Genomic DNA, 13,392 nt, shown 5'->3' on the forward strand with positions numbered 1-13,392 from the left:
CGATCAGCGTTTTCGACGCTAGTGCTAAAGATCTCGAAGAACTTGACAGGTTTCGCCGGATGACGAGGCAGTAGCGATTGGCGATGTCAAGGGGAGCACTGCTCCTCACTTGGTCCCACGAGGCCGATGCCGTGCTCAACTACAGCGCATCGCTGTGATTGGGACTTCGACCCGCTCGCGAAGCGAGCCGTTCACACCGCCCTCGTCCCCTTGCAGACGGGATACGTCGAACACGCATAGACCTGCTGCCCGGCCGTCGGCCCTCGCTTGAGCGTCCTTAGCACCATCGGCTGCGAGCAAGCCGGGCAGACCACCATCGTGACGTCCGCTGCTGCGCGCTTCGGATCGGGTTGAGGGGGAGGGGAGGCCGACAGCAGCGCCGTCAGCTTCGGCCCGTCGATGAGCCGGATGCTCCTCCCCTCCGCGAACGACAACGCCTCTTCCGTGAAGCTTCCCGCCGTCACCACGAACCCACCCGCAGCCCCGCGCGCCGCCATCACGTCGTAGAGCTCCCTTGGCGCGCCCACGCCCACCTTGCGCGCCTTCCAGTGCTTGCACTGGACGAGGAAGGTCTCGTTCCCGGTCTTGGCAGGCTTGCGCAGCACGAGGTCCACTCCCCCATCGGGGCCGCCGCCGCCGATCTCGACTACGGTGAATCCCTTGTGCCGGAACGCCTCGCCGAGCTCGACCTCGAACTGGTGCCAGGACTTGCCACTGATCGCGGCGTCCTCCTCGCCATGAGCGTTCCGCTCACGCTGCTGCCTTCCCGCCCCCGGACGAAACGCCGACACCACCGCCGCGCCCATCGCCGCGAGCCGTCCCAACAAACCCTCTCCCGAGGATCCCTTCTTCTGTCTGGCCATTTCGGCTCTCTCCCTGAAGACGTGCCGCGAGTATCGCAAGCCTTGCGAGAATCCCCCCGCACAACAACAGCGCCGCATCGCGCATCCCCAGGGAGGGGCTCTTGCTCACCACCGTCTTCGCCCGGCGCCCGCGCCTGGTCGTCATCGCCGCCGCGCTCGTGGGCGCCCTCGGCCTCAGCGCCTGCAACCCCTACGTCGCGTACCTGGCGCATCAGGAGGACGCCTCCATCGTCAAGGCCGCGCCGTTCTTCGAGTCCATGCAGCGCGGCGTCTTCCCCACCGACGCCGAGATCAAGGCCGCGAACATCGGCGCCTTCGAATCGATGCTGCTGGCGCAGGTCGCCTACCGCCGCGCGATCGACAGCGCCATGGTCGACTATGAAACGCAGTGGAGCAGCCTCGGCGTCGAGGAGATGCTGGACCCCGAGTTCCTGCTCGACCCGCAGAACCGCGCCAGCGCCCGCGCCGCGCTGCAGGCCGCCGAGCCCTGGCACGCCGCCTTCCGGCAACGCTTCACCACCGTCATCGACTCCGCCGAGCAGGAGATCAAGGGCTTGATCGCCTCGTCGCTGATCCGCCAGGAAGCCAAGACCAGGACCATGGAGGAATACACCTCGCGGATGCGCGACTACCTCCACGCCGCCACCGCCGTCCGCGCCCAGCACCAGATCCTCCTCCTCGACCTCCTGAAGTTCCTCGACGAGCACCCCAAGGCGTTCCGCCTCTCAGGCGGCGACGATCCCTCGCTGATCTTCCGCGACGTCGCGCTCGAGGACCAGTTCCACCGGCACCTCGACCACATCAACGCCGTGCTCGACCGCAGCGCGCTTCAGGATCAGGCCTTCGACGAAGCCCAGGCGAAGTCCGTCCAGCGCGCGAACGAGGCGCTGAAACGCAGACTCCCTGCCCACTGACAAGCGCCGCGACCCTCACCCCGGAAACGCCGCCAGCGCCCGGCTCGTCTCCGCGCCGTGCGTGCGCTGCCAGCGGCCGACGAAGTCGACACCGGTCTCCGAACTGTCCTTGCCCTTGTTGCGGATCGCCGCGTTCTTCACCGCCCACGACGACCGGTACGACAGCAAGGTCTGCGACGCGTCCCGCGCCTCCTGCGCCGTCGCCTTGTCCCCCGCCTGCATCGCCTGCGCCTCCACCCCCCGCAGCGCATCGATCAGCCCGCTCATCCGCGGCTGCATCTCGTACTTGATGTTGAACTGCAGGTTGGGATGGTCCTTCGCCTCATGCAGGTCGGCTTCGAACTGCCGCAGCATGTCGTGCGCCACCAGCCGCCGCTCCGGCGTGTCCATGGGCGCATCCTTCGCCCGTGGCAGCGTGTCCAGGCAACGCATCAGGAACTCCTCGCGGTGCTGGTCGATCTCCGCCAGCAGATCCTTCGGACTGCCGTAGCTGCGATCGACCGCGCCCCCCACCCGGTCCCCGATCGGGAAACGCGTGGCGCCGTTCTTCTCGAAGTTCGAGGCGATCTCGCGCGAGATGTCCAGCAGGTTGGTCGCCCCCGCCACCCGGACGCTGCCCTTGCGGTCGTCGTGCGCCTCGTGCGCCTGCGCATCGACCGGCTTCTTGAAGAAGCTCAACGCGCCCGAGACACCCCCCGTCATCGCCATCCGCTGACGACGCTGGTCGGACCGGTCGTGCACCGTCTGGTGCGCGTAGCCGGTGCGCTCCGTGCTCTGCTCCAGCGTCTTCTCCGCCTTGACCGTGACCGGGTTGAACGCCACCCCCATCGAGGCATACCCGTCCCCGAACCCCAGCCGCGCCGCCACGCTCAGGTCCAGCCCGAGCTGGCTGGTCTTCACGTCGCGCTCGCCCGACGCCACCAGCGCCTTGGGATGCAGCGCGAGCAGCGCCTCCAGCGGCCCCGAGAACTTCTGCGCCGCGTCCACCTGGCCCGCCGCGGTCTTGGGCTGCTTGTCGTCGCTGTCCCACCGCAGCAGCGTGTCGAGCACCGCCAGGTTGTGATCGATCGCGTCCTGCTCCTTGCGCACGCCCAGGTCGTCCTTGTCCCGCAAGGTGCGCACCGTCGTCGACACCGCGTGCCCCTTGCTCGACTCGTACTTGGCCGAGACCGACGGCGCCGTCAGCTTGGCCACCCCCAGGTCCACCCCCAGCCCCAGCGTGCCCTTGATGTTGCGCGTGCGCGCGGTGCTCTCCTCGACCTTGATCTCCGCCGCGAAGGTCGGGCTCTTGAACTGGATCGCGGCCTCGTCCTTCTTCGAGTGCAGGTCCGCGCTCGCCGACATCAGGATGGGCGGCATCGGCGTCCACGGCACGAAAGGAATGCCGATCCCCTTGACCCCGCCGCCGCTCATCGCCACCTGGTCGCGCAGCCGCAGGTCCTGCAGCATCGGCGTGAAGAAGGCCTTGACGTCCTCGGCGCTGTCCAGCCGCTTGAGCTTGGCGTTGTCGACCTTGGCATCGATGCCCGCTCCGCCGCCGAAGTCGTCGTTCAGCGCCGTCAGCAACCCCGCCAGCGCCGGGTGCGCCGCCTGCGGATCGGCCGCCATGTCGGCATGCAGCGCCTTCAGCAGATCCGTCACCGGGAGCGGCGTGCGCTGGAACAGGGCCTCGATGCTGGGCGGCAGCGGCCGGTCCGTCGGATTCAGGACCGGGTTGCGATGCGGCTTGCTCAGCTTGTTCGGCCCGGCCCGTTGCGACTCCGGCGGCTGCTGCGGCTCCGGCGGCTGCAGGATGTTCTGCACCCGCGCGCGGATCTCGGCCACATCCTTCGGACCCAGCTGCGCGTCGTAGAGCCGCTTGGTCTGGTGGAACTCCGGCGTCTTCATCTTCAACGTGCCGGCCATCCGGCTGAGCGGCGTGGGCGCGGCATGGTGGCCCGACAGGTGCTGGCCGATCGCCTCCAGCGTGGCGTCGTAGCGGCGCGCGTCGGCGTTGTCCGCCTGCCCCGGCCGCGCCCGCATCACGCCCTGGCGCGCGCGGGTGCTCAGCTCCGCCGCCGCCGCCTGCAGCGCGCCTTCCGCGACCGTCTTGGTCGTGGACATGCCCTGCGCCTCCATCTGCTTCTGCGCCAGCGTCACCGTCTTGGCTTCGTACGGCGTCTTGCCCTTGCTCGGGTTGATCGACTTCGGCAGCACCCGCAGCAAGGCATGGCGATCGTCCTGCGCGTTGCGCACCCAGTCGCCGCCGACCTTCTGCAGGTTGCGGTCGGTCAGGGCGTAGTCGGAACCCGCAGCGTTCGACAGGAACCCGTTCTTCACCGCGTTGTAGGCCGCCATCTGCTTGGGCGGGAGGTCGGCGGTGTCGAACACCGTCTCGCCCTTGGGATTGCGGACCTCGTGCTGCGCCACCTTCATCGCGTCGCCCAGCCAGGTCTTGACCGCCGGATCGGTCTCCTGCGCCTGCGCCCGATGCGCCATCCAGTAGGCCTGCTGCGCTTCCATCTGGCCGCGGCCGAGGGCGGCCGGCTTCTCGTCGCCCGGCTGCGTGGAGGCCTGGCTGGCGACGAGGTTCAGCACCTCGCCGCCGCGCGGCACTTGCGCCATGCCGCGCAGCAGGCGCTGCATGTCCGCGGAGGGCGCCTCGTGGTGGACCGCGGCGCCGTCCGCGGCGGTGGCGCCCGCCGGCGGCGCGATCCACTGGTCCAGCGGCCGGCTGCGCAGATCGGTCAGCAACTGGCGCGCACGCCCGACGTCGCCGTCGCAGGCGCCGGCCAGGCCGCGGCTGAGCAGCTCCAGCACCGCGACGCGCGGCAGCTCGCGTTCCGCCGACGGATCCTCCGGCGGCAGCGCTTGTGCGATGTCGTTCAGTTGGTGGCGCAGCGCGCCGCCGCTCGCGTTCGAGGCGAGCGCCGCGCTGTTGAAACCTGGCGCCAGGTTCGCCACGGCATTGACGGCGCTCTGGCTGAGCCGGGTTTCGAGTTCCCGCGCGCCGTCCAGGCGCGTCGCGGCCTGCTCGGCGCGCGCCTTGAGCTGCTGGCCGGGCGCCTCCAGGGATTTGAGGCTGGCCTCGACGGCCTGGGACTGCTCGCCCAGCCGGTGGAGCTGCTGCTCGAAGTAGGGCGCGAGGTCATCGATCGCGTGCTGCGTCTTGGCGACCTGCGCGGTCTGCGCGGCGACGTGGCGATCGGCGTCGGACACCGCCTTGCGCAGCGGATCGAGCGCCGCCTGCTGCTTCTCGTCGGGATGCTGGGGCAGGGCGTCGGTCGCGGCGGCGAGCGCCGTCTGCGCCTGCCCGCGCTGATGGACCGCCCCGGCCAGCGCGACGACCGCATCCTGATGCACCCCGACCAGCTGGCTGCGCTGCTGGTTGAGGTTGCTGACCACCTCGCCCAGGCTGCCCTTCATGTCGCGCAGCCGCTCCTGCTGCTGCTGGACCTCGGCGTGCACGAAGCTCACCTTCTGGTCGATCAGGTCGACCGCGAGCACCTGCAGGTGGGTCTCCAGCACATGGCTGACCGTGACGGCGTTGTCGAGCTTCTCGGTGGCCTTCTCCAAGGTCGCCAACGCCTTGTCGTGGTCCCGCTGGGCCGCCTGCACGACCGGCGAGTCGTCGAGGTGCGTCGCCTTGGCCTGGTCGAGTGCCGCGCGCTTCTCCGCGAAGTCCTGATCGGCGCGATGGTGCGCGTCGGAGAGCGACTGCATCTGCTCGAGCAGCTCGCTCTGGCGTTGCCGGGGATCGGCGACCTGCGCCTGGCCGCGGTGGTTCGGCGCGGCCGCGCTGCCGCGGTAGGCCGGATCCTGCTTGATCAGGTCGATGGCCGGCTTCGGCTTGAAGCCGCGGAAGCCCGGGATGGCGATCAGCATGCGCATGCCCGCCGAGCGCTGCGGGCGCTCGTTGATGCTGGGCAGACTTTCGAGCGAGCCGTTGAGCAGCGTGTTGCTGCGGTCGACGAGCCGACGCCCCTCCTTGACCAGGCTGGCCACCGGGTCGGCGTCGTGATCGGACTGGGGCGCGCCGAGTCCCGTGATGCGGGCGCGCTCCTTCGCATGGTTGAAGCCGGCGCCGACGATCTTGGTGCCGACATTCACCTGGCGCGCGTTGAAGGCGTGCATCAGGCCGGTGGTGGCGGCGCGGCGCTTCTTGTCCGCTTCCAGGCGCGAGGAGGACGGCGCAGTCGGCGGCACCGAGGTGGCCGCGGTCGTCGTGGGCGCCGTCGGCGTTGACGAGGTCGAAGCGCTCGACGAGCTCGACGAGCTGGAGGACGACGACGATGCGGAAACGCTGGCGGAAGTCTTGGCCGTCACGAACGAGCCGGTGGAACTGCTGCTGGAGCTGCTGCCCGAACTGCTGCCCGGACTGCCATTCGAGGCCCGGCGCGACGAGAGCGCGCCGCCTTGGAAATTGCCGGTGGTGGACGCCGGGCGCGAGGCACTGCCGGTCGACGGCGGCGGCAGCTGGCTCGTGCTCGCCGGCAACTGCTGGAGCGCCAGCGAGGTGAGCGGATTCGACGTGACTTCTTTCGGCATGGCAGACGGCTTCCTTCTTGTCGAAGAATGTCCGTGTCGTCCATGACGCTCCGGTGACGCGTTCGTGCCGGCGACCGTCTGGCCTCGGCGTCGCTTCGCGGCACCAGACGGACGTTCGGGTCAGCGAATCGAGGGCTCACCGCCGAGGCTCGGCTGCTCCCGCAGCGCTCACTCGATGCTCACTCGGCGCTCACTCCTCCGTCGACAGAAGCTGCCCGATCTCGCGCCTGTTGCTCCGCACCGCCTGATCCAGCACCGGCACCAGCGCCGCCAGGCTGCTCCCACGCGCCGTCACGAATCGCTGCGCCAGGTTGCCCAGCGGCGACGGGCCGACCTTCAACCGCTCCAGGCTCCCGCCCGAGTCCGCGATGCGCTGCCTCAGCGCCCGCACATCCGCATTGAAGTGATTGGCCAGCAGCACGTCGCAGCGACCCGCCATCAGCTGCCGGACCCGCGTCCGGAAATCGCCGGACACGTACTCCGCCGTGTAGAGCGAACCCTTCGCCTCCTCCAGCGCGCGGCCGTAGTCCAGCCCCCGCACCATGCACACCCGCAGGTCCTTGAGGTCCTCCACCGAGCGCAGGTCGCGGTCCACCTCGCTGCGCGCGATCGGCCACAGCCCGCTGATGAACACCTCCTCCGAGAACAGCAGCCGCGACGACCGGCTCGACGATCTCCCGGCCCCGAATCCCAGCGTCCAGCCGTTCTCCACCATCGCCAGCAGGCGCGGCACCGGCACCAGCTGGTAGTCCCACGCGAGCGCCGCGTTGCGGCCGATGAGCTCCAGCACCGGCTTGATCTTCGCGAAGTTGATCCCCTCCGGCAGCGCGAGCGGGACCGTCGAGCCCGCCGTCGCATTCGAGGCGCCGGCAGCGCTCGCCGCGCTCGACGCGTTCAGCGACCCCGGCGCTGCCACGGCATTCGCCGCCAGTCCGAGCAGCGGCGCCAGCACCATCGCCCGGCGGCTCACTCCCAGCTCCTCTCCCAGTCCTACTCCCGGTCCTACTCCCGGTCCCGCTCCCTCGACGCGCTGCATGGCCACGATCGCTTTCTTGGTCGCCGGTGTGCCCGGCTTTGACGGACGAGGCTACCCGCGATGGTTGAACACTTGGTGAAGGAAGCGTTGAGCGGCGGCCGCGGAAAGAAAAAAGGGCGCCGAAGCGCCCTGTGAGTGGTTACCTACGCGGGCGTGAATCACCCCTCTGGTTATTGGATCGCTCAGGAATCAGCGCGGCTGGTCAGATCTCGTTGATCAGGTCCCAGATCTTCTGCATGCCGCAGGAAATCATGGCGGAGCTTTCGCTCACGCCGGGCCAGTCGGATCGCTCATTGACGCAATCGACGTAACTCTGCGACGGCGTGGGAACCGGTGCACGACCTTCCGGCGTACCCGCCCAGCTGTCGCCGCCGGACACCATGTCAATCTCCTGCTCAGTCAAGACCTGCATATTTTCGCTTTCAAATTCTCCGAGATCCGCTCGGCGCGAGTGCATGAGAAACATCCACGGCCTCAACGCTACCGCGCACCCTGGGTGATTGAATATTCCTCATACACACCGGCCTAAAGTTGCGTCAATCGGTGGTCCATTTGCATGCCTAGCATCGGCGGCTCCAATCGCTTCCGATCAGAGCCATGCTTGGACCTCTCGCGCGCCTGCCCCGCTTGCCGTACCTCTATCGGAAGCTCCTGCGCATCGCCCGCTGGACCCCGCTGGTCGTCCTCGCGCTGGCCCTCAGAAACTGGCCCGAGTTCGTCGAGGGACCGCACCTCTGGACATTCCTCGACTTCGGATATCGAGGCGAATTCCGCCTCTATCTCAATATCGAGCTGGTGCTGTCCGGATTCGCGCTGCTGGCGGTATTCGTGCATTGGAATGCCAGCCCGGCGTGGTGTCGGTTATTCCGTCCCGTGCCGAGAGTCACGGCCGCGTTGATACTCGCGACGCTCGTGCTGTTTGTCGTGACGACATTCGCGGTGAATCCCGAATCCATTCACTCCGAATTCCGCCCGATCAACCCCGTCGCCCACATCCAAACCTGGTCGATGTCGATCGTGGCGCTCCTGCTGGGAGCGCTCCAGCAGGAGATCTGGAATCGAGCGATCCTGCAGTCGACGCTCGCTCGCATGTTTGGCAACCGATGGGTCGGGCTTGCCATCACAGTGGTGCTGCTCGCGGTGGAGCAGCCCGGACACCGGGTAGAAAACTTCTGCACCGCCATCTTCCTGGGCATCGTTTTCATCCGCACGCAATCGGTGCTCTGCACGACGGCGATTCACATCGTCATCGCGCTCTCGTTGGGCATCCTGCAGGGCGGCACCTTCATGGTCGCGAGCTTCCTGTCGCCGCGGCAGATGCAAGGCGTCAAGCTCCTGGTGCTCCTGGGCTTCCTGCTGTTCGCATTCCTTGTCGAGGTCCGAGTTCGACGTACGCCTCGGTTGATCCAGATGACCAAGACGGCGGCGAAGAGCGTGCTGTGGATCGTTGTGGCGTACGCGCTCTACAAGGTCACCGGCAAGCTACTCCATCCTCTGTGGCGATCGCTGCTGGAGAGCAACGAGTGGATGACGCCACGGTTGGTGACGCACTTGGCTCTCCTGGCCCAAGGCGCCGTCCCGGTCATCGCACTGGCGTGGCTGGGGCTCGGGCCCAGGCTGCACGAGCTCCTGTTACCTCGTTTGAAGACGACCTTGGGTCTGGCAGCCGTGGCAGCGTTCGTGCCGTTCCTGGCCGCATTCATCGCGGTGCCGGATGCATTCAGCGACGGACTCTTCGCGCCCCTGAGTCCGTTCACGACCAGCCCGTACTTCTGGCTCGGCGCAGTCCTTCCGATCTTCGTTGCCGCGCTGGACGAAGAGGTGATCCACCGCGCGCTCGTCCAGCCCTTGCTGACCCGCCTCTTCCGCAGCGAGTGGGCCGGCGTCGTCGGCAGCGCGCTGCACTTCGCCGCCTTTCACCCGCCGGAGAGCGCCGTATTCGTCATCCCAGGCGGCCTGCTCTTCGCCATCGTGTTCATGCGCACGCGATCCATCGTCTGCACCACCGTCCTGCACGTGACGCTCAACATCGCCATCAACATGCTCTCAGGCAGTCAGTTCACCCTCGCGACGTTCATTCCCAGGGACGACATGCCCGCCGTGCGGACCCTGTTCGGCGCGCTGGTGCTCGCGCTCGCCGTGGGATTCGAGTGGTGTTGGCGGATGTCGGCAGGCAGGCGCGACCAGCGGGTGGGTGATCCGTCCAACGACGAAGCGTGCTCCACCGGCTCCGCGCCGACAGCGGCCTGACTCCGTTCGGATCGCGCGCATGCTGAGCGAGCACCGCATGAGTGACCTTGCCGTTGGCTTCATTCCCGAAGCAACTGGCAAGTCAGGTTGCCGAGCGTGCGGTGGCCATCCTTGAGCAACGCCGGCTGCTGACGACGCGAGGCGTGTCGCAACGTCTTTCGCAGCACCCGCAAGTTGGAGACGGTGGCGAGGTCGATCGTGGCTGGCTGCAACGCGTGTTGGTGGGCCAACACGGCCTCGATCTGCATCAAGGTCCTGCATCGCTGGTCGAGCTCGCTGACCGCGTGATGCGCAGCCGTTTCCGGCGAGAGCCACCCGAGCAGCTCCGTCAATCGACCATAGATCAGGAGAAGGCGCGCCAATGTCTCTGGCACAGAGGTCGGAGCAGGTGCCTCATGCGTCACTGGACTACCAAGGCGAGACCTAGCTTCTTTCAACAACGGCCCAAACTTCCAGATCGGCTCGTGATGAGCAATCCGATTGCGGAGATCGTTGCACAGGACGAGGCGTGCGAACAGCGCGTCCTGGTGCTTGCGCTTTGCCCAGTAGCTGGCCTGCCTCTGCCGGTGCCCCGGCAGCACGTCGAGCAGCATCGATCCCCAATCGACAGGTCGACGCTGTGCATCCCGTGCAAGGTCCAAGAGATGCGGCCAGAAGCCGAAAGTCAGTTTGGAGACAACATCATCAGGAGAAGGCGGCGGCACGCGTGGCAGGTGCTGGGTGCCCTGGTGGAGATGGGTGATCTTCCGGATCTTCTCCATCGAGGAAGTGCTGAGCGCCACATGCGCGTACCAGTCCTTGCTGCCAGGTCCTCCCAACGCGCCATACCGAGCGCTGAGCGCTTTATGGAGCTGGTTGCGGAGAACAATCTCGATCTTTCGGAGGAGCCGGAACAGGCAAACACTCAGTTCGTCGTTCCACTCGTGGAGTGCCAACGCTTGGGCATCATCGACTGCGCCGAGGAACGTGCGGTAACTGCTCAGCCGGGCTTGCGAGAACGACTGGGCCCGGCCCGAATGGCTTGCGGCATGAGGATTGGTAAGAGTGATCATGCGTTATGATTTCGCTGTAGACGCTTGGATCCCATGACCTGACAGTTCCCTCTCCGGACGGACGTCGGGCCCCAAGACGCAACGAGGAGGCGGCCGCGTAAGCGGCCGTTTTCCTTTGGGGCGCCGCTGGAGGACTCGCCGGGGCAGCGGCAGGTCTTGCGCACGAACGACGCCCTTCAACCCCAAAGGAGAGAGCCGCAATCCGCCGGCTCGCGCCAACATCGCGGTGACGCCACCTCGTTCGCTCCGATGCATTGCCGCTTCCTTCCTCCTTTGGCCCTGGGCAGCCTCGCGCTCATCGCGACCGCCGCCCACGCCCAATCCACCGTCACGATCTACGGCCGGCTCAACGTCTCGCTCGAGCACGCCGATGCCAGCCATTCGCCGCGGGACCGCGCCGTCAACCGCGAGTCCAACAACCGCTCCGTCATCGGCTTCCGCGGCGCCGAGGACCTGGGGGACGGCGTCCAGGCGTTGTTCCAGATCGAGGGCTCGCTCGCCCTCGATACCGGCGTCGGTCCGTCCCTCGCCAACCGCGATACGCGCGTCGGGCTGCAGACACCCTACGGCCTGCTGTTCGCCGGCCACTGGGGCACGCCCTACCTGCTGGCGACCAGCACGCTCGACCCCTGGTATCCCACGACCGCCGGCTACATGGCGTTGATGGCCAACGGCTCCGCGCCGACCACCAACCACCTCGGCAACACCGCGTCCTTCGACCGGCGGCAGCAGAACATCGTCCAGTACTGGACCCCGGCGTGGAGCGGCGACTCCGTGCTCGCCGGCCTCGTGGGCCGCATCGCCTACGCCTTCAACGATGGCGAGGTCGGTCCGAACGGCGCGCGGCCGCAGCTGCTGTCCGCCTCCGTCACCTGGGAGGCAGGCCCCTGGAACCTCGCGCTCGCCCACGAGCAGCACCGCGACTACCAGGGCCCGCAGCTCACGGACTCCGCCACCAAGCTCGGCGCCGCCTACCGCTTCGGGCCGGGGCGACTCGCCACCGCCGTGGAGCGCCTGCGCTACGAGACGCCGATCGGCGCCTTGACGCGCGACAGCGTCTTCGTCGCCGCGACCTGGCAGATCGGCGCGACCAGCCTGCGCGCCAGCTTCACCCACGCGGGCGAGGGCAAGGGCCCCGCAGGCACGCGCGTCGGCTTCGTCTCGGCCGGCGACGACACCGGCTCGCGGCAGTGGACGCTGGGCGCGGACTACACGCTGTCCAAGCGCACCGGCTTCTACGCCTATGTCTCGCGCATCGACAACCAGGCCCGCGCCGCCTACGACTTCGCCATCAATCCGCTGGGCGTCGGCGCCGGGGAGAAACCCACCGTCTTCGCGCTGGGGATGCGGCACGCGTTCTGAACCCTGTCCCTCATGTCTTGCGCGGCATATCCATATGCCCGTTGACGGGGGCGACTGGTGGCAACATCGGCCCTTCCTACGAACAACGAGGGGCCCCATGAAAGCACTCCGCACTTCCCTGATCGCAGCCGCGCTGCTCGCTGGCGCTTCGCTCGCGGCCCACGCCGCCGACCTGCTCGACGACGTGAAGTCCCGCGGCACGCTGCGCGTCGCCGTCGAGGGCACCTACCCGCCGTTCAACTTCAAGGACGCCAAGGGCCAGCTCGACGGCTTCGACGTCGACATCGCCAAGGCCCTCGCCGCCAAGCTCGGCGTCAAGCCCGAATTCACCACCACCGAGTGGAGCGGCATCCTCGCCGGCCTCCAGGCCGGCAAGTACGACGTCATCGTCAACCAGGTCGCCGCCACCGACGAACGCCGCAAGACCTTCGACTTCAGCGCGCCCTACGTCACCTCGTATCCGCAGCTGATCATCCGCGCCAACGAAACCCGCCCGCTCAACACCGCCGCGGACCTCAAGGGCAAGAAGATCGGCGTCGGCCAAGGCTCCAACTTCGCTGAACTCGCCAAGTCCTGGGACGGCGCCGAAGTCCGCACCTATCCCGGCGCCACCGAGTACCTCCAGGACCTCGCCACCGGCCGCATCGACGCCGCACTCAACGACAGCCTGCTCATCCCCTACCTCAAGGAGAAGACCAAGCTGCCCGTCAAGGCCGGCGCCGCCATCGGCAAACCCGCCACCAACGCCATCCCGTTCCGCAAGGGCAGCCCCAAGTTCCAGGCCGCCATCGACAAGGCCCTCGCCGACCTCCAGGCCGACGGCACCTACGCCAAGATCTCCACCAAGTGGTTCGAACGCGACGTCAGCAAGCCCATCGAAAACAAGTGATCGCCACGTGATCTCACGGTGACCTCCTCTTGATCCTGCGGCCCGTGGCCGCCGGGTCGTCGTTGATCATCGGCAGGGCCGGCGCGACATGCTCGCGCCGGCCCTTTTCTCTTGGACGTCTGCAAGCCTCTCGCAGACGTCCGTGCCGCCAGACCACGATCAGCGGCTCATGAACGCCACCTTCGACGGCAAGGACGGGCCCGCCAACGGTGCCAAGCCCGGCGCACCGCTCGCCGCGCCAACAGCGCCTGCGGCGCCCGCCGCTCCCGTGCCTCCCGGCAGGGGGACGCTCATCGCCGCGCTGTACAGGCACGGCATGCGGCCTTCCGGCGTGCCCGCCCAGCGATCGCCGCCGCTCACCAGCGCGATCTCCTGCGTCGTCAGCTCTTCAAACATCATCAGCCTTTCAGGTTCAGGGGTTGGGATGAATCGACTCTAGGGCGATGAGCCCGATGAAGCATTCCCCCGCGAGCGGGTTCCGGCGGGGGCCACCGAAAGG

11 protein-coding genes are annotated in these 13,392 nt (G+C 67.8%); 5 read left to right on the forward strand and 6 right to left on the reverse strand.

Annotation, left to right across the window (positions count from 1 at the left end):
• Positions 1 to 191: 191 nt before the first annotated feature.
• A complete protein-coding gene (locus ACQZ13_RS07015) occupies positions 192 to 863 on the reverse strand; it encodes a restriction endonuclease (protein WP_431050495.1) in 672 nt (223 codons plus the stop codon).
• Positions 864 to 964: 101 nt separating this feature from the next.
• Here ACQZ13_RS07015 and ACQZ13_RS07020 point away from each other — a divergent pair, with 101 nt between their 5' ends.
• Positions 965 to 1,777 carry a hypothetical protein gene (locus tag ACQZ13_RS07020; RefSeq protein ID WP_431050497.1) on the forward strand — a complete coding sequence of 271 codons (813 nt, stop codon included), beginning with the start codon at positions 965 to 967 and terminating at the stop codon, positions 1,775 to 1,777.
• Positions 1,778 to 1,792: 15 nt separating this feature from the next.
• Here the strand turns inward: ACQZ13_RS07020 and ACQZ13_RS07025 are convergent, their stop codons facing one another.
• Entirely contained in the window at positions 1,793 to 5,890 is a 4,098-nt protein-coding gene (locus tag ACQZ13_RS07025) for a hypothetical protein (protein WP_431050499.1), read from the reverse strand.
• Between ACQZ13_RS07025 and ACQZ13_RS07030 the strand changes: the two genes are divergently transcribed.
• Positions 5,853 to 6,350: a hypothetical protein gene (locus ACQZ13_RS07030; protein WP_431050501.1), complete on the forward strand. Its 498-nt coding sequence runs from the start codon at positions 5,853 to 5,855 to the stop codon at positions 6,348 to 6,350. The two genes, ACQZ13_RS07025 and ACQZ13_RS07030, sit on opposite strands and share 38 nt — an antisense overlap.
• Before the next feature lie 144 nt (positions 6,351 to 6,494).
• On the opposite strand, the gene ACQZ13_RS07035 is transcribed toward ACQZ13_RS07030, so the two are convergent.
• On the reverse strand, positions 6,495 to 7,274 hold the full coding sequence (locus ACQZ13_RS07035) for a substrate-binding periplasmic protein (RefSeq protein ID WP_431050503.1): 780 nt from the start codon (positions 7,272 to 7,274) through the stop codon (positions 6,495 to 6,497).
• 268 nt (positions 7,275 to 7,542) lie between these two features.
• Positions 7,543 to 7,806, reverse strand: a complete 264-nt coding sequence (locus tag ACQZ13_RS07040) for a hypothetical protein (RefSeq protein ID WP_431050505.1) — start codon at positions 7,804 to 7,806, stop codon at positions 7,543 to 7,545.
• A 131-nt stretch (positions 7,807 to 7,937) separates the two neighbouring features.
• Here ACQZ13_RS07040 and ACQZ13_RS07045 point away from each other — a divergent pair, with 131 nt between their 5' ends.
• Entirely contained in the window at positions 7,938 to 9,590 is a 1,653-nt protein-coding gene (locus ACQZ13_RS07045) for a CPBP family intramembrane glutamic endopeptidase (RefSeq protein ID WP_431050507.1), read from the forward strand.
• 59 nt (positions 9,591 to 9,649) lie between these two features.
• Here ACQZ13_RS07045 and ACQZ13_RS07050 read toward each other — a convergent pair whose 3' ends face one another.
• Entirely contained in the window at positions 9,650 to 10,642 is a 993-nt protein-coding gene (locus ACQZ13_RS07050) for an Abi family protein (protein ID WP_431050508.1), read from the reverse strand.
• A gap of 249 nt (positions 10,643 to 10,891) precedes the next feature.
• Here ACQZ13_RS07050 and ACQZ13_RS07055 point away from each other — a divergent pair, with 249 nt between their 5' ends.
• Together ACQZ13_RS07055 and ACQZ13_RS07060 are read left to right on the forward strand one after the other, a co-directional pair.
• On the forward strand, positions 10,892 to 12,004 hold the full coding sequence (locus tag ACQZ13_RS07055) for a porin (protein ID WP_431050510.1): 1,113 nt from the start codon (positions 10,892 to 10,894) through the stop codon (positions 12,002 to 12,004).
• 97 nt (positions 12,005 to 12,101) lie between these two features.
• Positions 12,102 to 12,893 carry a transporter substrate-binding domain-containing protein gene (locus tag ACQZ13_RS07060; RefSeq protein ID WP_431050512.1) on the forward strand — a complete coding sequence of 264 codons (792 nt, stop codon included), beginning with the start codon at positions 12,102 to 12,104 and terminating at the stop codon, positions 12,891 to 12,893.
• Positions 12,894 to 13,052: 159 nt separating this feature from the next.
• Here the strand turns inward: ACQZ13_RS07060 and ACQZ13_RS07065 are convergent, their stop codons facing one another.
• Entirely contained in the window at positions 13,053 to 13,292 is a 240-nt protein-coding gene (locus ACQZ13_RS07065) for a hypothetical protein (protein WP_431050514.1), read from the reverse strand.
• Positions 13,293 to 13,392: the final 100 nt, after the last annotated feature.

The sequence above is a fragment of the Roseateles sp. L2-2 genome (assembly GCF_050613215.1).
GTDB classification, from domain to species: Bacteria; Pseudomonadota; Gammaproteobacteria; order Burkholderiales; family Burkholderiaceae_C; genus Roseateles; species Roseateles noduli.

Bases quoted from the DNA above. Each gene is read 5' to 3' on its own strand.
- ACQZ13_RS07015 (WP_431050495.1), bottom strand. From the start codon at position 863: ATGGCCAGACAGAAGAAGGGATCCTCGGGAGAGGGTTTGTTGGGACGG.
- ACQZ13_RS07025 (WP_431050499.1), bottom strand. From the start codon at position 5,890: ATGCACGCCTTCAACGCGCGCCAGGTGAATGTCGGCACCAAGATCGTC.
- ACQZ13_RS07040 (WP_431050505.1), bottom strand. From the start codon at position 7,806: ATGTTTCTCATGCACTCGCGCCGAGCGGATCTCGGAGAATTTGAAAGC.
- ACQZ13_RS07045 (WP_431050507.1), top strand. From the start codon at position 7,938: ATGCTTGGACCTCTCGCGCGCCTGCCCCGCTTGCCGTACCTCTATCGG.
- ACQZ13_RS07050 (WP_431050508.1), bottom strand. From the start codon at position 10,642: ATGATCACTCTTACCAATCCTCATGCCGCAAGCCATTCGGGCCGGGCC.
- ACQZ13_RS07055 (WP_431050510.1), top strand. From the start codon at position 10,892: ATGCATTGCCGCTTCCTTCCTCCTTTGGCCCTGGGCAGCCTCGCGCTC.
- ACQZ13_RS07060 (WP_431050512.1), top strand. From the start codon at position 12,102: ATGAAAGCACTCCGCACTTCCCTGATCGCAGCCGCGCTGCTCGCTGGC.
- ACQZ13_RS07065 (WP_431050514.1), bottom strand. From the start codon at position 13,292: ATGATGTTTGAAGAGCTGACGACGCAGGAGATCGCGCTGGTGAGCGGC.